Origin of the sequence: Kitasatospora sp. NPDC051914 (assembly GCF_040680995.1) — a bacterium.
GTDB lineage: Bacteria > Actinomycetota > Actinomycetes > Streptomycetales > Streptomycetaceae > Kitasatospora.
Genome location: NZ_JBFAXX010000005.1, coordinates 99269 through 119732, shown reverse-complemented (window position 1 = coordinate 119732; position 20464 = coordinate 99269). Strand labels below are relative to the sequence as shown.

Below are 20464 nucleotides of genomic sequence, written 5' to 3'. Positions count from 1 at the left end.
GGAGGCCTGCGGGCGGTCGGCAGCCGGTCCCCCTGATGTGCTGGCACCACCCGGGCGTCCCTCGGCGTCCCCTCGCGACGGAGCTGCACCCAAGAGTGATCAGTCGGATACGTCACGTCAATGGCTTGTCGTAAATTCGGCAAGGTTGCGGCGCACCGGGCGGGGCCGGAAGCACGCCCGGTCCGACACGGACGACCGCCGCGCTCCCGCGCGCCGGGGCGCCGCCGGGCGGGGGCACCCGCGCTGTGCGGGAGCGGGTGCAGGGGCGCGGTCCGGCGCGGAGCCGTGCGGCGCGGCCGCGGGCGTGCCGCGGTGCGCGGTCAGAGCTGCCAGGCGAGTTCGTTGAGGACGGGCGCCTCGGCCGGGAGGGCGGCCTGCGCGGCGGGGTCGATCTCGCACCAGACCCGCTTGCCGGAGCCCTCCGGGTACCAGCCCCAGCGCGCGCAGAGCAGCTCGACGAGCTCCAGGCCGCGGCCGCTGGTCGCGTCCCGGCCGGCGTGGCGGGGGGCGGGCGCGGTGCGGCTGGCGTCGGCGACCTCGACCCGTACCGGCGATGAGGACGCGTCAGGCGCCGCGGCATCGGGCACCGGCATGGTGAGTCTCAGCACGGCCGGACAGCCCGTGTGCACCACCGCGTTGGTGACCAGTTCCGAGACGACCAGCACGAGGGTCTCGGAGATGGGCGCGTCCGGGTCGAGCCCGTGGCCCTGAAGCCTGGTCCGTACCCAGCGGCGTGCCCTGCCGACCTCCGCCGGGTCCGCCTGGACCGCCAGCTGCACCTGAAGTACCTGCACCGCTCCACCACCCGCACTCGGTATTCGGCCACCCACACCCTGCCGCCCGGCCCGGGCGGCAGCGCCTTCATCACACCGGTCGGCCGGCCGCGCTCGGCCGGTCTGCCTGGTCGGATTACCCATGGCTTCGACACGAATACGCCTCAGGATGATTCGACCGGAGGGTCGCAGCAAGCGCTTCGGGCATATTCCAGCGATCGGGGGACAGCTCGGTGCATACTGTCCCGCTCACCCTGACGAGCGTCGTACGCGCCGATGATCGTCCGGCCGGGTCGGGGCCTGTGCACGAGCACAACGACGGTACCCCCCACCACGGCCGAACGGAGCGCCCGCCACGAGCGAACCACCCTTCCCGCATCTGTCCGAACCCGCCGTCGCCGCCGGGATGGCAGCAGGATCTGACGGGGTGAAACTTCCCGCCCTCTCATTTCCGCATTTCACCCGGCCGGTCCGCGCTCTTGGATACCGTGGTGGCAGGCATGGCCCGCCGGCCGTCCGCCGCAAGGAGAACGCGTCGGCGACACGCCGGGGAGAGCGGGGAGGGACACCCTCGTGAGCAGAGAGGGCGGCACCGCATGAGCAGCTGCGACGAACGACTCGTGCTCCGCCTCGTCCGCGGCGAGGAGACGGCCCTCGGCGAGCTGTACGACCGGTTCGCGCCGCTCGTGCACGGCCTCGCGCTGCGCGTCCTGGACGACGAGGACGCCGCCGAGCAGCTCACCCGCGACGTCTTCGCCCGGGTCTGGACGGACCCGGGCGCCTGGGACCCCGAGCAGGGCACCCTGCGGTCCTGGCTCGGCACGCTCACCCACCGCTGCGCGGTGCAGCAGCTGCGCGCCGCCTGCGGCGACGAGCGGGAGGTCGCCGCCCGTTCCGCCGCCGCCCGCGCCCACCACGCCGTCGCCTCGCTGCCCGACCCGCTGCGCGAGACCATCGCCCCCGGCCACCACGACGGCCGGACCTACCGCGACACCGCCCGCCGACTGGGCATCAGCGACCAGGCGGCCAAACACCGGATGCGGCTCGGCCTGCAGCTCGTCGCCGGGGAGCTCGCCGCCGCCCGCGAGGGCTGCCGCCCGGAGCCCGTCCCGGTGGCCGGACGGCCGGGGCCGTGACGGCGCCCGGGCGGCACGAGGCACTGCGCTCCCTGCTGGGGGCGTGGGCGCTCGGTGCCTGCCCGCGGCACGAGGCCGCCGAGGTGGCCCGGCACCTGGCCGGCTGTCCGGAGTGCGCCGAGGAGGCCGCCCGGCTGAGCGGCGCCGCCGCCGAACTCACCCCGGACGACCCGCTCGACCTGTCCTCCGCGCTCCGCCGCCAGGTCCTCGACTGGTGCCTGACCCGCCGTCCGGCCCGGCTGCCGATACCGGCCTGGGCCGGCCCGTACGCGGCGGAGAGCGCCAAACTGGACGCCCTGATGCGCGACCTCGGCCCCGCCGAGTGGCAGGAGGTCGCCGAGCTGCCCTGGCACGGCGGGGTGCAGCGCTGGCGGCCCGCCGAGGTGCTCTGCCACCTCACCGCGGTCGACGGCTACCTCGCCCGCTCGGTCGGCCTGCCCGACCCGCTGGGCGGTGCCCGCCCGCCGCTGGTCGGCCGCCGTCCGCCGGTGTCCCGCGTCCCTGAGCAGGGAGGCCCGGAGCAGGGCGGCCCGTCCGGCGTCCTGGGCCGCACCTGGGCACTCATCACGGCTGCCGGCGGGGAGGACCCTGAGCAGGTGCGCCGGCGCTGGCGCCGGCAGAGCCACGACCTGCTGCAGGCCGCCTCGGTGCACGGCGGCGACGGCGGCGTCCCGGTCGACTACGGGTTCGCCGTGCTGCCGCTGCGCGACGCCTTCCTGGACCGCGCCTTCGAGTGCTGGATCCACGGCGACGACATCGCCCGCGCCGTGGACTACCCCTACCCGCCGCCGGCCCCGGCGCACCTGCGGCGGCTGATCGACCTCGGCGCCCGGATACTGCCGCAGTTGCTGGCGGCCCGCCGCCGGGCGCAGCCGACCGCTGCCGCGGCCGTCCCCGGGCGGGCGCTGCGGCTGGTGATCGACGGTCCGGCGGCCGGGGAGTGGCTGATCCCGTTGGACGGGGCGGGCGAGGGCGCCGAGCCGGTCGCCGAAATGGCCCTCGACGGGCTGGAGTTCTGCTACCTGGCGGCGGCCCACCGCGACCCGGACCGCATCCCGGTCGGCGAGGAGGGCGACCGGGAGGCCATCCGGCAGGTGCTGCACGCGCTGCCGCTGCTGTCCCGGCCCTGAGCACGGGACCGCCCGGGGTGCCGCCCCAGGTGCCGCCCGGTGCTGCGTCAGGCGAAGACGACGGTGCGGCTGCCGTTGAGCAGGACGCGGCGCTCGCTGTGCCACTTGACCGCGCGGGCCAGCGCCTGGCACTCGACGTCCCGGCCGAGGGCGACCAGCTGCTCGGGGGTCACGTCGTGGGTCACCCGGGCCACCTCCTGCTCGATGATCGGGCCCTCGTCGAGGTCGGCGGTCACGTAGTGCGCGGTGGCGCCGATGAGCTTCACGCCGCGGGCGTGCGCCTGGTGGTACGGCTTGGCGCCCTTGAAGCTCGGCAGGAAGGAGTGGTGGATGTTGATCACCCGGCCGGACAGTTCCTTGCAGAGGTCGTCCGAGAGCACCTGCATGTAGCGGGCGAGCACGACCAGGTCGACCTGCTCCTCGGCGACCAGCTCCAGCAGCCGGCGCTCGGCGTCGGCCTTGGTCTCCCGGGTGACCGGGATGTGGTGGAACGGGATGCCGTAGGACTCGGTGAGCGCGCGGAAGTCGGTGTGGTTGGAGACCACCGCGGCGATCTCCACCGGCAGGGCGCCGATCCGGGTGCGGAACAGCAGGTCGTTCAGGCAGTGGCCGAACTTCGACACCATGAGCACGACACGCATCCGCTCGGCGGTCGAGTGCAGGTGCCAGTCCATGTGGAACGAGGCCCCGACGGCGGCGAAGCTGGCCCGCAGCTTCTCCGCGGTGACCGGCCCGGGCGCGGAGAAGTGCACGCGCATGAAGAACAGCCCGCTGTCGGCGTCGCCGAACTGCTGGCTGTCGATGATGTTGCAGCCGGTCATGAAGAGGTAGCTGGAGACCGCGTGCACGATGCCCTGCTTGTCCGGGCAGGACAGCGTGAGGACGTACTGGGCGTCGGCCCTCTGCTCTTCCACGTGCGGCTTCCTCCACTCGTTCACGACGGGCCGGCCAAGCGTGTCACATTCCGGACGGCCCGTGCGCCACTGACCGGACTCCGGGACGCCGCCCGGACGCCCCGGGTCAGGCCGCCCGGGTCATGATCCGCAGCACCTCCAGGCTGCGCGGCGGGGTGTCCGGGTCCTCGCCGTCGTTGACGGCCAGCAGGACGTGCGCCTCGCGGGCGGCGGCGACCGCCTCGGGCCAGAGCTGGTGGCCGAGGTAGGCGGCGGCGGGGGCGTCCGCGCCGACCTGGTGCAGCACCCGGAGGACGCGGAGCACGGCGGCGTCCACGGCCGCGGCCTCGGCGGCGTCGCGGACGACCGTGCCGATGTACTTCTCGGCGGACCAGCGGTCGAGCCAGCTGTCCTCGACGAGGCGGTAGACGGCGTCGGTGACGTCGCCGTACCCGTCCAGGCCGGCCAGCCAGGCGTGCTGCTGGAAGGTCGGGTCGGAGAGCATGTGCAGCGCCGAGCGGATGCGGGCGCGCCAGCGCCACCAGGGCAGGTCGTTGAGCGGCATGCGGCCCATCGTGCTGGAGCGACGGCCGCCGCGAGAAGAGCTGTTGGCGGACCGATACGAAGAATCTGTGCTGTCGGACATCGTCCTTCGATCGTACGTTCCCCGACGAGTTGCGCTCTACACGCGTCACCCCCCGGAGTTCCGCCCGCGTTGGCTTTCCGTTCGCCTTTCGTCCCTCTCGCCTTGCCCGGTCAGGTCAAGGCTTGTTTTCGGCCGGTCGCAGCGGCCGTGAGGACCCGGGGAGGGAGTCATCATGAGGCGGAACGGATCGCCCGACGACCATCAGCCGACCGGTCGGCGGATCGCCGGCCCCCGTCGGGGAGCGCGCCGCAGAGCGGGCGCCCTGGCCGCCGCGGCGGCCCTCGTTCCCGCCCTGCTCGCCACCTCCGCCTGCGGCGGCCCGGCGGACGCCGCCTCCGCCTCCGCCGACCTGACCGTGATGACCTGGGCGCCGGCCGGCACCGGCTCCGCCGACCGGCCCGGCATGACCGCGCTGGCCGAGGCGGTCGGCCGCGAGATCAACGCCAAGGGCGGCCTGCACGGCCGCAAGCTGCGGGTGCTGTCCTGCAACGAGCACAACACCTCGGAGGGCGTCACCGCCTGCGCCCGGCAGGCCGTGGACGCGCACGCGATCGCCGTGGTCGGTTCCTACAGCCAGTACGGCTCCGGCTTCGTCGCCATGCTGGAGCGGGCCGGCATCCCCTACCTGGGCGGCTACGGCCTCTCCACGCCGGAGTTCAGCAGCCCGCTGTCCTACCCGGTGGCCGGCGGCACGCCCGCCCTGATCGCCGGCAGCGGCCGGCAGCTGGTCGAGGCCGGCTGCAAGACCGTCTCGCTGATCCGCCCGGACACCCGGGCCGGCGACACCCTGGTCGGCTACCTGGACGCGGCGCTGCGGCCCGCCAACATCAAGCTGACCGACGTCAAGGCGCCCGAGCGGTCGAACGACTACACCCCGATCGCCCAGAAGGCCATCGGCGACGACCGGAACGGCAACTGCGTGACGGTCGCGCTCGGCCCCGAGCCCACCGCCAACCTGCTCGACCCGTTCCGCCGGCTCGGCCCCAAGCACACCGCGCTGGCCTCGGTGATCGGCAGCTTCCAGCAGTCCGTGGTGGACTCCACCGGCGGCGACAACGGCCCGCTCGGCGGCGCCTACGCCACCGGCTGGTTCCCCGCCGAGTCCTCGCCCGTCTGGGACGCCCTGCGCGGCACCGTCCGCAGCTACGGTGCCGGCGACACCGCCATCGACACCGCCGACCCGGGCGTGCAGACCACCTGGGTCGCATACGAGGTGCTGCGGGCCGCGGCCGCACGGGTGGACGCGTCCAAGCCGCTCACCGCCAAGACCCTGCGGGCCGTGCTGGACAGCGGCGACCCGATCGAGACCAGCGGGGCCACCCCGCCGCTGAGCTGGGGCATGACCAACATGCTCGCCAGCGCCGACTCGCCCCGGCTGGTCAACACCTCGGTCACCTTCCAGCAGGTGCAGGGCGGCCGGCTGGTGGAGCAGCACAAGGGCTTCGTCGACATCCGCTGGGTGCTCGCCGGGGGCAAGCCCACGGCGTGACAGCGGCCTGAACGGCGCGAGGGGCGGACGGGGAGATCATCCCGTCCGCCCCTCGCGCCGTTCAAGGCCTGCTGCAGGGCCTCAGAGCTCGGTCTTGTCCTTGGTCGGCAGGCCGGCCTGGGCGGCGATCGCGTTCCACAGCGAGGAGGCCTTCTCCTTCGCCCCGGTCGCCGTGCCGCTGGCCTCGGTGGCCGACTTCAGGTGCGGGTTGTTCTTGACCGTCGCCGGGTCGCAGCCGGCCGCGGCGTCGCCCGCCCAGGCCGCGTACTCGGTGTCCGCGTTGGCCGAGGCCTGCCAGGCCTTCTGCAGCTGCGAGGACAGCTCGGCGCCGCCGGTCAGCTTGTCCGTCTTGAGCGCGCCCAGCTTGGTCAGCAGCCCCTGCCGCTGCGCCGCGGCGTCGGTCAGGGCGGCCTGCGACTCCGGCAGCTTCTCGCACTTGCCGACCGCGGCCACCGCACCCACCACGGCCTGGCGGCTGGCGCTGGCGGTACCCAGCAGGTCGGAAAGGGCCTTCGCCTGCTCCTTGGCCTCCGGGCTCAGCCCGCCGGCGCCCGAGGTCGCCGGGGCGCCGCTGGAGGCCTTGGCCACCGGGGTGGCGTCGGCCCCCGAGGGGGTCTCGTCGCCGCCGCTCATCAGCACGGCGACCAGGATGCCCGCCGCCGCGCAGCCGGCGATCACACCGCCGATGATCATCTTGTTGGACGGGCGCCCGGCGGAGCCGCCGGAGCGGCCGCCAGACCCGGGAACGACCGTCGGGGCGGACGGGAAGGACTGCCCGCCGAAGGTCTGCTGCGCGCCGTACCCGGGCTGCGGAACGGCCTGCTGCGCCTCGGCCGGGAAGCCGCCGCCGAAGGCCTGGCCCCCGTACGACTGCTGGCCGCCGTAGGCGTGCTGGTCCCCGTAGGCCTGCTGGCCGCCGTACGACTGCCCCGTGCCCTGCCCGGGCTGACCCGGCATCGGCTGACCCGGTGTCTGCTGCGGCATCCCGCCCACCGAGGGGTCGGAGGTCGGGTACGGCGGCAGGTACTGCGTCTCCGGGGCGTGCTCGGCCGGCGCAGCGGGCTGGGCAGCCTGCTGCGCGACGCCCGGCGCCGGGCCCCAGTACTCCGGGCCGCCCTGGCCGGGCACCGGTGGCGCGGCCTGCGGCACCGGCTGCTGGGCGGGCGGTGCCTGCTGTGCGGGCACGCCCGGCTGACCCTGCTCCCCTCCGGACTCCGGCCTGAACAGATCGTCCAGATTGAAGTCGCTGGAGGAATGGGAGTGGGAGAAGCGGCGCTGGCTCAACGCGATTCCTCACCTGTGCCGCGCGCACGCTGACGGCGGACCACAACTGCTCGACGACCTGGGTAACGCTGCATAGCACGCCCACGCTACCCCGTCACCTGCACGGGTGACTACGCAGGGAGGGCGTTCCTCACCTGCTCCTCACGAAGCGGACCGTCCCCGGCTCAGGCGGCCTCCCCCGCCAGCCTGGCCTGGAACTCCCGGACGACCCGGTGCTCGCGGTACGGCTCCAGCCGGCTCCGGAAGTCGTGGAGGTACTCCACACCGCGGTTCGACCGCAGACCGCTCAGCAGCCGCACGGCCTGGGTGCCCGTCTCGCAGGCCCGTTCCACCTCGCGCTGCTGCAACTGCGCCGTGGCCAGCAGGACGAGGTCCACGGCGCGCCGGCGCACACGGCTCACGGGGTGCAGTTCCAGCGCAGTACGGGCGTACGCCTCCGCCTTCGCACCCTGCTCCAGGTCGCGGTGGCAGTGCGCGAGCTCGTCGGCCAGGTACGCCTCGTCGAAGTGGACGATCCAGTCCGGGTCGTCCGCGGGGTTGCGGTGCGTCATCGCCTCCTGGGCCCGGGCGGCCACCGCCTCGCACGCCCTGGCGTCGCCGAGCAGCGCGTGGCCGCGCGCCTCGGCCGCGTAGAACATCGCCATCGCGGTCGGGGTGGCGACCGAGCGGGCGCCCTCCTGGGCGGCCCGGGCGAGCTGGGCGATCTCCCGCGGGTTGCCGAGGGTGGCCGCCAGGTGGCTCATCGAGGCGGCCAGCACGTAGCCGCCGTAACCGCGGTCGTCGGCCGCCTGGGCCAGCCGCAGCGCCTGGATGTAGTAGCGCTGGGCGAGGCCGGGCTGCCCGGTGTCCACCGCCATGTAGCCGGCGAGCTCGGTCAGCCGGGCGACCGCGGCGAAGAGCTGACGCCCCGTCTCGTCCCGGTAGCCGCCGGAGAGCAGGTTCGACACCACGCTGTTCAGGTAGTGGACGACCACCGGGCGGACGTGGCCGCTGCCGAAGCGGTGGTCGAGCTCGACCAGCATCTGGGTGGTGGCCCGGACGGCGGCGACGTCGGTCGGGCCGACCCGGGTGGCGCCGGCGCGGGCGACGACCGGGTCCGGCGGGGTGATCAGCCAGTCCCGGCTGGGCTCGACCAGTGCGGAGGCGGCGACGGTGGCCCCGGCGAGGAAGTCCCGCCGGCCCACGTCGCTGCGCCACAGCTCGCAGACCTGCTCCAGCGCGGCGTTCAGGTTGGGGGCGAACTGCAGGCCGACCGAGGAGCTGAGGCCCTTGCCGTCGGCCATGCCGATCTCGTCCACCGTGACGCCGCGGCCCAGCTTGCGGCCGAGCGCCTCGGCGATCACGGCCGGCGCCTGGCCGCGCGGCTGCTGCCCGCGCAGCCAGCGGGCCACCGAGGTCTTGTCGTAGCGCAGGTCCAGGCCGTGCTCGGCGCCGCAGAGGTTGACCCGGCGGGCGAGGCCCGCGTTGGAGCAGCCCGCTTCCTGGATCAGCTGCTGCAAGCGCTCGTTGGGCTCTCGTGCGACGAGTGGTCTCGCGGCCATGGACTTCGCCTCCCCAACGCCCCCGGCCCTGACCGCGGGGCGACGATTCTGCTGCTGGTGCCTGCGCCGGCGGGCGGGGCGACCTCCCCCGGCCGGGTACCCGGCGACACCAGCGGAATACCCAGGGTGACGCATCCACTCCCCACGCGCCCTGGTGAATGCCTCTGTGCGCCCCCACTGCGCCCGTTACCGCCCTCGACCGGCCGCCCGGAAACGGGGACGCCTCACCGTCGAGGGTGACATCCACGGCGTCCGGCTGACCACCCCCCGCCCGGCCGTAACCGCCTTCACGCACGGTAGTTGAGCAACACGTGGACAACACCCCAGGAGCCCGCGAGCAGGACCTGCCCCCGCTCCTCATCGAAGCCGTCAGTTACGCGGAGGACCGCCACTGGGAGGTCGTCCCCGGCGCATCGCTGGTCGACGGCGACGGACCGGCGCACTGCTCATGCGGCGATCCCCGGTGCGCGCTGCCCGGCGCGCACCCGACGGAGGAGGACTGGCGGCGCAGAGCCAGCTCGGGCCCCGGCGTGGTGCGGCGCTGGTGGACGGAGCGGCCGGAGGCCTCGATCCTGCTCCCCACCGGCAGCTCCTTCGACGTGCTGGACGTGCCCGAGGTCGCGGGCTGCCTGGCGCTGGCCCGGATGGAGCGGATGGGGCTGCAGCTCGGCCCGGTGGTGGCCGTCCCCGCGGCCCCGGGCCAGGTCGGCCGGCGGCTGCACTTCCTGGTGCTGCCCGGCGTGGCGGCCAAGCTGCCGGAGATGCTCCGCAAGCTGGGCTGGGCGCCCGGCAGGCTCGACCTGGTGGCCCGCGGCGAGGGCGACTTCGTCGTGGCCCCGCCCTCCCGGGTCGGGCCGTACAGCTTCGCCCAGTGGGCGCGGCCGCCGTCCGCGATCAACCGCTGGCTGCCGGACGCCGCGGAGCTGATCAACCCGCTCGCGTACGCCTGCGGCCGGGACGCCTCCCGGCCCGTCCGGCCGCAGCCCCTGCCGGTCGCAGCGGGCCTGCGCTGACCGGAGCCTGACGGGAATTCACCCGTCCGCCGACCGCCGCCCTGCTCCTATCGGGTGAGGGCGGGACCGCGCGACACCATCGCGCGCATCCGGCGGGCCCCGCCTCCCACCGGGGGCGGGGCCCGCCTGACGCGTGTCCGCCCTGAGGCACCGGTGTACCCGCTGCTCAGCGCGGCAAGCCCGCTCATTCGGGTGACAAGTCTCAAGGATTGGCGCGATCTGCCGAGGGGACACATTCCGTCGGGAGGACGTACGAGAACGACACGAGAGGGGGCACGGACCGGGGGGCCGGGGAGGGCGTTCGGTCGGGGAAGCCGGACGCGGACAGGGGGGCTTCGGGGGCTGCGGCACCGTCCCGGCTCGGGGTGGCCGGTGCCGCAGCACGAAGGGGGACAGGGAGGGAACGGAGGGGAAGCGGGTGGGGAGCAGCAGGGCCCGGCGCCGGGGAGCGCCGGGCCCTGCTCGCATCGCCGTGGGTGCCCCCTTGCGTGCCCTAGGCCTGGGCGACGAAGACGTGGGCGGCGATGTCCTTGCCGAGTTCGGCGGCGTTCTCGCCGGCGCCGACCAGCACGCCGCCGATGGCTGCGGCGACCTGCACCGTCGCGCCCGGGCGGACACCGGCCCGGCGCAGGGTGCGCATCAGTTCCTCGTCGGTCTGGATCGGCTCGCCGATGCGGCGGACGATCACGTTGGTGCCGCCGCTGCCGGCCACCGCGTCCAGGGTGAGCAGGGCGGCGTCGAAGCCCTCGCCCTCGGCCTTGGTGTCGCCGAGCTCGTCCAGGCCGGGGATGGGGTTGCCGTACGGGGACTGGGTGGGGTGGCCGAGCATGGCGAGCACCTTGCGCTCGACCGTCTCGCTCATCACGTGCTCCCAGCGACAGGCCTCCTCGTGGACCTGCTCCCATTCCAGGCCGATCACGTCGACCAGCAGGCACTCGGCGATCCGGTGCTTGCGCATGACGCGGACCGCGAGCCGGCGGCCCTCCTCGGTGAGTTCCAGGTGACGGTCGCCGGCGACGCGGAGGAGGCCGTCACGCTCCATCCGGCCGACGGTCTGGCTGACCGTCGGGCCGCTCTGCTCCAGGCGCTCCGCGATGCGGGCGCGCATCGGCGTGATGCCCTCCTCCTCCAGCTCGAGGATGGTGCGGAGGTACATCTCCGTGGTGTCGATCAGGCCAGACATCGCCGCTGGTCTCCGTTCTTCGGTGTCCTCACCGCCAATTCTGGCGTACCGCAGTGTCAACAGGGGCCGGTCGTGGTACATGCCCGGCCCTTTTCATCGCTGTTGACAGCGGACCGCCGCAGGCAGCACCGTGCAGGCCGTATCTTCCTCCATGCGCGGTCTGGACCACCCGGCCGCCCAGAGAATCGGAGATTTCGATGACCGACCTGGTCGGGCAGTACTTCGACGCCGCCGTGGCCCACCTGGAGCGGGTCCGCCGCGAGGAGGCGGCGTCGATCGAGGCGGCCGCCGAGCTGCTCGCCGGGGCGGTGGCGGACGGCCGGAGGATCTTCGCCTTCGGGGCCGGGCACTCCTCGCTGGCCGCCCAGGACGTGGTGTACCGGGCCGGCGGGCTGGTCGTGATCAACCTGCTGAACGTGCCGGGGATGACAGGGGTGAACGTGATGCCGGCGCCGCTGGGCAGCGCCCTGGAGCGGGTCTCCGGGCTGGCGACCGCGACCCTGGACCTCACCCCGGCGGCCGCCGGCGACCTGCTGTTCCTGATCTCCCTCTCCGGCCGTCAGGTGATGCCGGTGGAGCTGGCCCGGCACGCTCGGGAGCGCGGGATGAACGTGGTGGGGGTGACCTCGCTGGCGTATCCGGACGCGATGACCTCCAACCACCCGTCCGGGACCTTCCTCAAGGACAACTGCGACGTGGTGCTGGACAACAAGATCGCGGTCGGCGACGGGGAGCTGTCCTGCGCGGGTGCGGAGACCACCTTCGGCCCGGTGTCAACGATCGTGACCAGTGCGCTGATGCAGGCGGTGGTGGTCTCCGCGGTCGGCCGGCTCACCGAGCGCGGGATCACCCCGCCGCTGTTCCGCTCCGGCAACGTCGACGGTGGCACCGAGTGGAACGCCAAGGTCATGGCGGACAACCGGGAGCGGATCTACTACGCGTTCTGACCGGCCCGCCGCCCGGCCCGCGGGCTCCGGGGGCCCCGCGGCGGGCGGCCTATGTCCGAACTGCACCTGTCGGCGGGCGACGGTCCGCACCCATACTGGCCGTTCCCCAGGCGTACCGCGCCACCGCGCGGGGCACAACACTGCTGCTGGGGTCGGAGCGACGGTGGGGGGCCGACATGACCGCGGGGCCGGCACGTTCGATCGGCTGGGTGCGCGAGGACGACCTGCTGCCCGAGCTGTTCTGGGCCGCCGACTCGTCCTCGCTGCAGGGGCAGCGCCGGGCCGTACTGCTCTCCCGCTGGGAGCTGGTGCTGCTGGTCGCCGCCGCCGCGACAGGCTCCGCGGACGGCACGATGTGGGCCTGGGTGGCGGCCTTCGCGTACCTGTGCACCGTCCTGATGGCCGCGCTGGTGACCGTCCAGAACCCGCAGGGCCTCTGGTACGAGGGCCGGGCGGTAGCGGAGTCGGTGAAGACGCTGTCGTGGAAGTACGCGGTGCGGGCCGACTCCTACCAGCCGCCGCCGAAGAAGCTGCCGGACGCCGAGCGGCTGTACGCCATCCAGCTCGACGGCATCCTGGGCGAGTTCGAGACGGACCGGGTCATCCCCCAGATGTCCCGGGTCCGTTCGGAGCTGCAGGCCTGGCGGGGGTCGGCCCGGCACCCGCAGATCACCGAGAAGATGGAGCAGCTGCGCGACCAGCCGCTGCCCGTGCGCCGCGACGTGTACCTGCGCGAGCGGGTGCAGGCGCAGCGCGAGTGGTACCAGCACAAGGCCCGGCAGTGCGCCAATGCCGGCCGGTGGGCGGGGCGGCTGGGCATCGCCCTGCCGATGCTGGGCCTGGTGCTCGCCGTGCTGCGGGCGCTGGGGTACTTCAGCTACGACGCGCTGGGCACGGTCTCGGCGATAGCCGCCTCGGTCTCGGCCTGGGCGCAGCTTCGGCAGTACCGGCCGCAGGCCGCCGCCTACTCGCTCGCCGCGTCCGAACTCGCCCTGGTGGAGCGCCAGCTGGACCAGCTGCGGCCCGATTCCGAGGACGCCGAGGAAACCTGGGCGCGGCTCGCCCGGGACGCCGAGGACGCGATCTCGCGGGAGCACACCACCTGGCAGGCCCGCCGTGAGGTGCGCAGCCTGGACGTGCCCAACTGACCTGGAGGAACTGCGTGGTACGACGACTGGTCGAGGCCGCGGCGGGACGGTGGCTGGCCGTCGAAACCACCGGTGACCCGTACGGGAAGCCGGTGTTCCTGCTGCACGGCACGCCGGGCAGCAGGGTGGGTCCGGTGCCGCGCAGCAGCGTGCTGGCGCGGCTGGGGGTGCGGCTGATCTCCTTCGACCGGCCGGGGTACGGGGAGTCGACGAGGCTGTCCGGGCGCCGGGTCGCCGCGGCGACCGAGGACGTGGTGGCGATCGCGGACGCCTTCGGGTTGGAGGACTTCGCCGTGCTGGGCCGTTCCGGGGGCGGGCCGCACGCGCTGGCCTGTGCGGCGCTGCTGCCCGAACGGGTGGTGCGGGTGGCCGCACTGGTGTGCCTGGCGCCGAGGTTCGCGGAAGGTCTGGACTGGTACGGCGGGATGACCCGGTCCAACATCCGCGAGTACACGGAGGTCGAGCGGGGTGAGGAGTTCTTCGCCGATGCGTTCCAGGCCCGCTCCAAGCTGATCAGGGACAACCCGCATGCGCTGATCGACGACCTGGTGCCGGAACTCCCGCCGACCGACCGGGCACTGGTCACGGACATGGGGATCCGCCGGATGCTGCTGGCGACGTACCAGGAGGCGTTCCGGCACGGTGCGGACGGGTGGATCGACGACGTGCTGGCCTTCACCGCGCCCTGGGGGTTCGAGGTGTCGTCGATCCGGGTGCCGACCCGGCTGTGGCACGGTGCGGACGACCAGTTCTCTCCGGTGGACCACTCCCGCTGGCTGGCCGACCGCATCCCGGGCGCCGACCTCTACCTGGAGCCGGGGGCGGCGCACTTCGGCGCGTTCAAGGTGATGACGGAAGCGCTGAAGTGGGCGGCGGGCTGACCCGGGTGGGCGGTTCGGCGCCGGCGAGGACGGCGAGCACGTTGTCGACCGCCAGGTCGCCCATGGCCCGACGGGTGCGGACGGTGGCGCTGCCCAGGTGCGGGGCGAGCACGGCGCGCTCCTGGGCGAGCAGGGCGGCGGGGACGGCCGGCTCGTGCTCGAAGTTGTCGACGGCGGCGGCGAAGAGGTGTCCGGAGGCGAGGGCGGCGGCCACCGCCCCCTCGTCGACGACGCCGGCGGTCATGCTGACCAGGACGGCGCCGGCCGGGAGCCGGGCGATCCGTTCGGCGTCGACCAGGTGCCGGGTGCCGGCGGTCAGCGGGGCGGTCACCACCAGGACCTGGGAGGCGGCGAGCAGCTCGTCGAGCGGCAGGTGGCGGGCGCCCTGTTCGAGGTCGGCGGGGAGCCTCGTGCGGTTGTGGTAGCTCACCGGCATGCCGAAGGCGGCGGCGCGGCGGGCGACGGCCTGTCCGATCCGGCCCATGCCGAGGATGCCGAGCGGGGTGCCGGCCAGTTCCAGGCCGAGCAGGAAGGTCGGGGCCCAGGCCCAGGGGCGGCCGGAGCGCAGCAGCCGCTCGCCCTCCCCGAGCCGGCGGGCGGCGGCGAGGAGCAGTGCCCAGGCCATGTCGGCGGTGGCCTCGGTGAGCACGCCGGGGGTGTTGGAGACGGCGATGCGGCGCTCGGCGCAGGCCCGGTGGTCGATGTTGTGGGTGCCGACGGCGTGGTTGGCGACCAGGCGCAGGGCGGGCCCGGCGGCGTCGAGGAGTTCGCCGTCGACGGTGTCGTCGAGGGTGGTGACCAGGGCGGTGCAGCCGGCCGCGGCGGCGAGCAGCTCGGCGCGGGCCATCGGCTGCTCGCTGTCGTGGTGCCGGACGTCGCAGGCGGGGTGGAGCCGGTCCACGACGCCGGGGGCGAGCCGGCGGGTGACGAGGACCTTGGGCGCGGTGGTGTCGGTCATCAGGCCCGCAGGCTACACCGGCGACGGGCCCGCCCCGGTGGTGTCCCGGGGCGGGTCGTCGGGCGGCTCAGAGCGGCTGCGGTTCCAGGTCGCGGTTGATCCGCTGCCAGCCGCGGGCGGAGACGATGGTCGGGTGGTCGTCGCCGAAGAGTTCGACGAGGGCGGTGATGGCCTGGCGGCGCAGGGTCTCGGCCTCCTCCTGGCGCCCGGAGGCGCGCAGGGTGATGGCGAGGTTGAGCCAGCAGACGACGGCGTCGGGGTGGCCGGGGCCGTAGCGGTTGTGCAGGCCGGCGTAGGCGGCGCGGCCGAGCTCCTCGGCCTTGGCGAGCTGGTGGTCGTCGGCGTAGGCGTTGGCGAGGTTGATGGTGGCGTTGAGGGTGTAGGGATGGTCCGGGTCCAGGGAGTGGGCGAGCCCGGCAACGGCCTCCTCGTTGTGCCGGATGGCAGCCGTGATGTCGCCGCTGCCGCGCAGATAGATGGCGAGGTTGTTCTGGCAGACGGCGGTGAAGGGGTGCTGGTCGCCGTGCAGGCGCCGGTAGCCCTCGTAGGCGGCGGAGGCGATGTCGCGGGCGGTCTCCTTGTCGCCGGCGGCGCTGTGGTCGGCGGCGAGGTTGAGCCGACAGGCCAGGGCGTCGGCGTTTTCGGGGCCGTACCGGTCGACGTAGCGCTCGTAGGTCTGCTCGGTCAGGCGGCGAGCCTCGCGGACCTCGCCGGCGCGGCGCAGCGAGACGGCGAGGGACTTGGCGTTGCGGAGGTTCTCGGGGGCGTCGGGCTGGAGGATCTCGTCGAGGACCTCGGTGACCTCGCGGAGGAGTTCGACGGAGCCCTTGTAGTCGCCCATCTCGCGCAGGTCGCGGGCGAGGTTGGACTTGCTGGAGAGGGTGTAGGGGTGGCGGGGGCCGAGGACGGCGGCGCGCCGGTCGAAGGTCTCCTGGTCGAGGTCGCGGGCGAGCTGGGAGTTGCCGACCAGGCGGTGGTCGATGGCGAGGTTGTTGGCAACGGACAGGGTGCGCGGGTTGTCGTCGCCGAACAGGTCGCGGAACTGGTTGTAGGTGTCGATGTCCAGGATGAGCGCCTCCTGGAAGCGGCCGAGCGCGCGCAGGTCGGCGCCGAGCGAGCCGGCGGTCATCAGGGTGAAGGCGTTGTGGTCGCCGAGGAGTTCCTTCTGGCCGGCCAGGGTTGCCCGGTCGAGTTCCAGGGCCTCGCTGTAGGCGCCCTGCGAGCGGAGCACGTTGGCGAGCTGGAAGTTGAGGCTGAGCATCTGGCGCCGCAGGAAGCGCCGTTCGGCCTGGTTGGTCTCGGTGCCGTAGCGGGAGGACCAGGTGGCGTCGAGGGAGCGGGCGAGCGTCATGGCGCGGTCGAGGTCGACGCGCTTCCACAGGTAGCGGACGCGGTCGATGAGTAGTTCGCGGGTCTCGCGCTCGTCGCAGTCCTGGGCGCGGGACGGGGTGAGGTGGGGCCAGATCTTCTCGAAGGAGGGCCAGTTGCCGGGGTCGTCGGTGTCGCCGAGCGAGGGCCGGGCACTGACCAGGATGCGGTGCACGTCGTGCATGGCGTCCTGCTGCTCGGAGGGGCTCATGCCGCTGCGGACGACGGCCTGGACGAGGCGGTGCACCTGGAAGCTGTTGCTGGCGGCGTCGGTCTTGGCGAGGGCGTAGCGGCTGACCGCCTGGATGACCTTGCCGAGCATGAAGCTGTCGGTGAGCTCGTCGTCGTAGGGGGCGAGGGCCCGGGTCATCTGCTCGTTGTAGAAGAGGGTGAGCGAGATGGGCTCCGGTGCGAAGAAGGCGCAGAGCTGGAGGAGCCGGACGGCCGCGGGGGACTGCTCTCGGAGCCGGGTGATGGAGACGTTCCAGGTGGCGCCGACCGGGGTCGGGTAGTCGACGGGGGTGTCGCCGGCGGCGAGGGCCTTGGTGGCCTCGGCGTGGAGCTGGGCGACGTAGGTGTCGACGGGGGTGCGGGTGGTCTCCAGCCAGGCGGCGGCGACCTCGACGGCGAGCGGGAGGTCGCCGACGGCGTCGGCGACCCGGTCGGCGTCCTGCCGGGAGAGGCCGCGCACCCGGCGGCGCAGGTGGTCGATGCTCTCGCCGCGGGTGAAGACGTCGACTCCGAGCACCCCGGCCTGGCCGGACCAGCCCTGGTTGCGCGAGGTGATGAGGATGTGGCCGGAGCCGCCGGGGAAGTAGCGGCGGACCTCGGACGGCTCGTCGGCGTTGTCGAAGATCAGCAGCCAGCGGGCGGTGGGTGTGCCGCGGCGCAGCGCCTCGCGAGCGGCCTCGGCGGCCTCGTTGACACTCTCGCCGACACGCAGACCCAGCCGGTCGGCGAGTTCGGCGAGCGAGAGGACGACGGACTCGGCCTGCTCGGCGTCGATCCACCACACCAGGTCGTAGTGGGACATGAACCGGTGGGCGTACTCCTGGGCGACCTGGGTCTTGCCGACGCCGCCGAGGCCGTAGAGGGTCTGCGGGGTGGGCAGGACGGCGGTGGGGCCGCCGACGAGCTGTTCGCGCAGGTCGTCGAGGATCTTGGCGCGCCCGGTGAAGGACGGGTTGCGCTGCGGCACCGACCAGTAGGTGGGGCGGGTGCCGGGGAACCGCGGGCTGCCGGGGCTGCGTTCGACGGGCGCGGGGTCGGTGTGGCCGAGGGCGCGCAGCAGGGTGAGGGCGGCCTGGGCCTCGTCGCGGCCGACGAGGTCGACGGGGTTACGGTTGTTGAACGGCGCGGTGAGCCGGACGTCGCCGACGCGGACGGGGATGACCTGGCGGCGGGTGCCGGCCGGGTCGCCGCCGACGGTGCGCTCCCACAGGGCCTGGGCCTGCGGCGAGACGAGGTAGGCGGAGGAGAGCACGGCGACGGTGCGGTAGGCGGCGTCGATGCCCTGTTCGGTGGAGGAGCGCGGGTCGGAGCCCACGCCGAGGTCGCGGGAGACCACCCGGAAGCCGGCATCGGTGAGCACGGAGGCGATCCAGTCGGCCCAGACCCGGTCCTCGGGCACGAAGCTGAGGTAGAGGTCAGCGGGGGCGGTGGGCCGGCGGCGGATGAATGCGTCGAGGTTGCGGAGCCGTTCGAGTTCGTCCATCGGCGGCAGCGCGGTGACCTGGTCGCGGGTGAGGACGGCGGTGAGGCGCTCGCAGGCCGACAGCAGCGAGGCGGGCTGCCCGGGCTGGTCGCCGAACGGGGCGAGGATCTCCTCGTACGAGTAGAACGGCCGGTACGGGATCTCCACGGAGGCCCAGTACTGGGAGAGTTCGGGTTCGGTGATGCCGGAGGGCAGGCCGGAGAAGCGGATGCGGGCGTGCGCGCGACCGGCGTCGGCCTTCTCCTTCTCGTTCTCGTCGATGCGCATGGGCACCGGCAGGATGCGGATGCCGCGGTCGGCGTAGCGGCCGTCGACGGTGTGCGCGATCCGGGCGGCGCCGTCGATGCTCTGGTCGCTCAGGGTGAAGCAGACGACGAGGTCGTCGGGCATCTCGACGGTGCAGATGTCGGCGGTGTCGGTGAGACCGGTGCGGCTGTCGATCAGGACGTAGTCGTAGTGGCGCTTCATGTCCTGGCGCAGCGACTGCAGGAACCGCTGGCCGTCGTAGCGCTCGTAGAAGTCGTCCCAGTCGATCCGGTTGGCCGAGTAGTCCCGGTTGACCTGGCCGGCCGGCACGTAGTCGAGGCCGCCGGTGCCGGGGAAGCGCCAGGAGAGCGAGATGGCGTGCGGGTGGATGCGGGCGAAGTCCTCGTGCCAGTCGGCGGAGCGTTCGACGGGGCGCCGGGCCTCGTCGTAGTAGTCGGCGAAGAGGTCCATCATGCCGGTGGTGCCGTCGACGGCGGCCTGGTCGAGGAACGGGTGGAAGAACCGGCCGAGGCCGGGCGCCTCCAGGTCCCAGTCGACGGTGAGCACCCGGAAGCCGTTGGCGGCGAGTATCCAGGCGGTGTTGGCGAGCGCCATGGTGCGGCCGGTGCCGCCCTTGTACGAGTAGAACGTGATGATCCGGCCCTGGCGGTCCTCGTCGGAGCGGGTCTCGGTCCCGGGTTCCGGCCCGAAGCGGCGGCCCGCCGCGGCGGCCCAGGTCTGCCTGTCGGTCATGGCTGTCCTCCCCCAGGCGCGGCCCTTCCGGTGCCTCCGCCGTCCTCGTCGTCCCCTGGCCTGTCGAGCGGCACCGTGCGGGGTGGTCGCTGTCCGGTGTCGAAATCGGCCCGCAGGCTCGGTCTGCGCGGGGCCGGCAGGTGCTGTGTCTTGGGCCCGTCCCGGCGTTCGAAGCCCTGGTTGGCGCGGATCACCGCCCACTCCATCTCACCGCGGAAGGCTTCCAGGCTGCCCGGTGCGGTGGAGCCGCCGCCGCGGAGGGTGGGCCGCCGGGCCCGGGCGGAGCGCAGGACGTCGTCACTGAGGCGGGTGAGCTCCTCGTCGTGCGCGGTGCACTCCTCGTCCTCGGCGTTCCACGGTTCGAGGGTGGTGATCCAGGCGGGGTTGCGCTGGTCGAGCCGGCGGACGCTCTCGCGGCGACGGCCGTCGTAGAGGGCCCAGCGGTCGATCAGCACGATGCCGGGGGCGGTGGGTTCGGCGCCCCCGAGCAGGGCGGGCGCCTCGGTCTCGAACTCGTGGACGGAGGCCTGGAATCCCATGCTGCGGGCGACGTCGACGGCGTCCTCGGCGAGCGGCCTGCGGGACTCCGGCCGGTAGGGCTGCCAGTCGGTGCGCCGGGCGCCGTAGTACGCGGCGCTACGGGCGGGCGGCTGTTCGCCGCGGCGGTAGGAGTAGACGGAGATGCGCAGGGTGTTGCCGGGCGGCTCGGTGCCGGCGAAGGCGCTCGGCTGGTCCTCGAAGGCGGCGGGCCGGGCGACCGGGATGATGGTCCGCTCGGCGACCTCGACGATGCGCTGGGCGAGGCGGTGGACGGCGAGTTCGTACTGCGCGCGGTAGGCGGTGAGCTTCATCAGCGCGTACAGGCCCTCGGCGGCGTAGTCGGGGCCGAAACTGCCGTGGTTGAACTGGAGTTCACTGGCGCAGCGGGGCAGCGTGTAGTGGTCCATCGCGACCCAGAGCACCGGGACGATGCCGCTGGTCACCTCGCCGTCCTGCCACCGCTGGTAGACCGGCCGCTGGCTGAAGATGTGCCATTCCTGGCCGCAGGCATGGCTCTTGAAGTAGCGGGGCGAGTAGAGCGGCACGAAGACCCGGCAGGAGGCGAGTTCGCGGGCGAGGCGTTCGGCCCAGAACTGCCCCTGGTGCATGGACTGGTCCATGAATCCGACCGGGACGCCCTCGGGGACGTCGGTCAGTTCGGTGATCGCCTCGCACAGGTCGTCGTAGAGCCTGGCCACCCAGTGGTTGGGGTCTCCCGCCTTGCCGGTGGCGCGCGGGGTGTGGGCGTAGCTGAGGAAGAAGTACGGCCGCGCGGCGTCCTTGCCCCATCCCCCCGGGCTGTTCACACACGCCTCCCCCGA

General features: G+C 73.6%; 16 protein-coding genes. 7 read left to right on the top strand and 9 right to left on the bottom strand.

Features of this window, described 5'->3' with window-relative positions; translation table 11 throughout:
• Nucleotides 1-320: 320 nt before the first annotated feature.
• Nucleotides 321-794 carry an ATP-binding protein gene (locus tag AB0M03_RS05675; protein WP_363488762.1) on the bottom strand — a complete coding sequence of 158 codons (474 nt, stop codon included), beginning with the start codon at nt 792-794 and terminating at the stop codon, nt 321-323.
• Between the two features lie 575 nt (nt 795-1369).
• Here AB0M03_RS05675 and AB0M03_RS05670 point away from each other — a divergent pair.
• Both AB0M03_RS05670 and AB0M03_RS05665 read left to right on the top strand, forming a co-directional pair.
• On the top strand, nt 1370-1909 hold the full coding sequence (locus tag AB0M03_RS05670; RefSeq protein WP_363488760.1) for a sigma factor: 540 nt from the start codon (nt 1370-1372) through the stop codon (nt 1907-1909).
• Nucleotides 1906-3039: a zf-HC2 domain-containing protein gene (locus AB0M03_RS05665; protein ID WP_363488758.1), complete on the top strand. Its 1134-nt coding sequence runs from the start codon at nt 1906-1908 to the stop codon at nt 3037-3039. The genes AB0M03_RS05670 and AB0M03_RS05665 overlap by 4 nt, the downstream gene beginning before the upstream one ends.
• Before the next feature lie 47 nt (nt 3040-3086).
• On the opposite strand, the gene purU is transcribed toward AB0M03_RS05665, so the two are convergent.
• Both purU and AB0M03_RS05655 read right to left on the bottom strand, forming a co-directional pair.
• Complete coding sequence (gene purU / locus AB0M03_RS05660; RefSeq protein WP_363488756.1) at nt 3087-3953, bottom strand: formyltetrahydrofolate deformylase; 867 nt, start codon at nt 3951-3953, stop codon at nt 3087-3089.
• Nucleotides 3954-4059: 106 nt separating this feature from the next.
• Complete coding sequence (locus AB0M03_RS05655) at nt 4060-4578, bottom strand: hypothetical protein (RefSeq protein ID WP_363488754.1); 519 nt, start codon at nt 4576-4578, stop codon at nt 4060-4062.
• 172 nt (nt 4579-4750) lie between these two features.
• Here AB0M03_RS05655 and AB0M03_RS05650 point away from each other — a divergent pair, with 172 nt between their 5' ends.
• Nucleotides 4751-6067, top strand: coding sequence for an ABC transporter substrate-binding protein (locus AB0M03_RS05650; RefSeq protein ID WP_363488752.1), 1317 nt, complete (start codon nt 4751-4753; stop codon nt 6065-6067).
• A gap of 81 nt (nt 6068-6148) precedes the next feature.
• Here the strand turns inward: AB0M03_RS05650 and AB0M03_RS05645 are convergent, their stop codons facing one another.
• Both AB0M03_RS05645 and AB0M03_RS05640 read right to left on the bottom strand, forming a co-directional pair.
• Nucleotides 6149-7351 (bottom strand): hypothetical protein, encoded by a 1203-nt coding sequence (locus AB0M03_RS05645; protein WP_363488750.1) that lies wholly within the window; start codon nt 7349-7351, stop codon nt 6149-6151.
• Between the two features lie 164 nt (nt 7352-7515).
• The gene (locus AB0M03_RS05640; RefSeq protein WP_363488748.1) at nt 7516-8892 is read right to left on the bottom strand and encodes a transcriptional regulator; all 1377 of its coding nucleotides are present in this window, start codon (nt 8890-8892) and stop codon (nt 7516-7518) included.
• A 311-nt stretch (nt 8893-9203) separates the two neighbouring features.
• Between AB0M03_RS05640 and AB0M03_RS05635 the strand changes: the two genes are divergently transcribed.
• Nucleotides 9204-9905 carry a bifunctional DNA primase/polymerase gene (locus AB0M03_RS05635; RefSeq protein ID WP_363488746.1) on the top strand — a complete coding sequence of 234 codons (702 nt, stop codon included), beginning with the start codon at nt 9204-9206 and terminating at the stop codon, nt 9903-9905.
• A gap of 493 nt (nt 9906-10398) precedes the next feature.
• Here AB0M03_RS05635 and AB0M03_RS05630 read toward each other — a convergent pair whose 3' ends face one another.
• Entirely contained in the window at nt 10399-11088 is a 690-nt protein-coding gene (locus AB0M03_RS05630; protein ID WP_363488744.1) for a metal-dependent transcriptional regulator, read from the bottom strand.
• A gap of 197 nt (nt 11089-11285) precedes the next feature.
• Here AB0M03_RS05630 and AB0M03_RS05625 point away from each other — a divergent pair, with 197 nt between their 5' ends.
• The 3 genes from AB0M03_RS05625 to AB0M03_RS05615 all read left to right on the top strand — a co-directional run bounded on the left by AB0M03_RS05625 (nt 11286) and on the right by AB0M03_RS05615 (nt 14064).
• On the top strand, nt 11286-12035 hold the full coding sequence (locus tag AB0M03_RS05625; protein ID WP_363488742.1) for an SIS domain-containing protein: 750 nt from the start codon (nt 11286-11288) through the stop codon (nt 12033-12035).
• 176 nt (nt 12036-12211) lie between these two features.
• Nucleotides 12212-13183 (top strand): DUF4231 domain-containing protein, encoded by a 972-nt coding sequence (locus tag AB0M03_RS05620; protein ID WP_363488740.1) that lies wholly within the window; start codon nt 12212-12214, stop codon nt 13181-13183.
• A 14-nt stretch (nt 13184-13197) separates the two neighbouring features.
• On the top strand, nt 13198-14064 hold the full coding sequence (locus AB0M03_RS05615; RefSeq protein WP_363488738.1) for an alpha/beta hydrolase: 867 nt from the start codon (nt 13198-13200) through the stop codon (nt 14062-14064).
• Here the strand turns inward: AB0M03_RS05615 and AB0M03_RS05610 are convergent.
• The 3 genes from AB0M03_RS05610 to AB0M03_RS05600 form a co-directional block, all read right to left on the bottom strand.
• Nucleotides 14024-15022 (bottom strand): D-glycerate dehydrogenase, encoded by a 999-nt coding sequence (locus AB0M03_RS05610; protein WP_363488736.1) that lies wholly within the window; start codon nt 15020-15022, stop codon nt 14024-14026. The genes AB0M03_RS05615 and AB0M03_RS05610 overlap by 41 nt on opposite strands.
• Before the next feature lie 67 nt (nt 15023-15089).
• Nucleotides 15090-18965, bottom strand: coding sequence for an FxSxx-COOH system tetratricopeptide repeat protein (gene fxsT / locus AB0M03_RS05605; protein WP_363488865.1), 3876 nt, complete (start codon nt 18963-18965; stop codon nt 15090-15092).
• Nucleotides 18966-19099: 134 nt separating this feature from the next.
• Complete coding sequence (locus AB0M03_RS05600; protein ID WP_363488734.1) at nt 19100-20449, bottom strand: TIR-like protein FxsC; 1350 nt, start codon at nt 20447-20449, stop codon at nt 19100-19102.
• Nucleotides 20450-20464 lie beyond the last annotated feature (15 nt).

Excerpts from the sequence above, each read along its gene's own strand:
- fxsT (WP_363488865.1), bottom strand. The coding sequence starts at position 18,965 with ATGGCGCTCGCCAACACCGCCTGGATACTCGCCGCCAACGGCTTCCGG.
- AB0M03_RS05670 (WP_363488760.1), top strand. The coding sequence starts at position 1,370 with ATGAGCAGCTGCGACGAACGACTCGTGCTCCGCCTCGTCCGCGGCGAG.
- AB0M03_RS05640 (WP_363488748.1), bottom strand. The coding sequence starts at position 8,892 with ATGGCCGCGAGACCACTCGTCGCACGAGAGCCCAACGAGCGCTTGCAG.
- AB0M03_RS05630 (WP_363488744.1), bottom strand. The coding sequence starts at position 11,088 with ATGTCTGGCCTGATCGACACCACGGAGATGTACCTCCGCACCATCCTC.
- AB0M03_RS05650 (WP_363488752.1), top strand. The coding sequence starts at position 4,751 with ATGAGGCGGAACGGATCGCCCGACGACCATCAGCCGACCGGTCGGCGG.
- AB0M03_RS05620 (WP_363488740.1), top strand. The coding sequence starts at position 12,212 with ATGACCGCGGGGCCGGCACGTTCGATCGGCTGGGTGCGCGAGGACGAC.
- AB0M03_RS05655 (WP_363488754.1), bottom strand. The coding sequence starts at position 4,578 with ATGTCCGACAGCACAGATTCTTCGTATCGGTCCGCCAACAGCTCTTCT.
- AB0M03_RS05610 (WP_363488736.1), bottom strand. The coding sequence starts at position 15,022 with ATGACCGACACCACCGCGCCCAAGGTCCTCGTCACCCGCCGGCTCGCC.
- AB0M03_RS05625 (WP_363488742.1), top strand. The coding sequence starts at position 11,286 with ATGACCGACCTGGTCGGGCAGTACTTCGACGCCGCCGTGGCCCACCTG.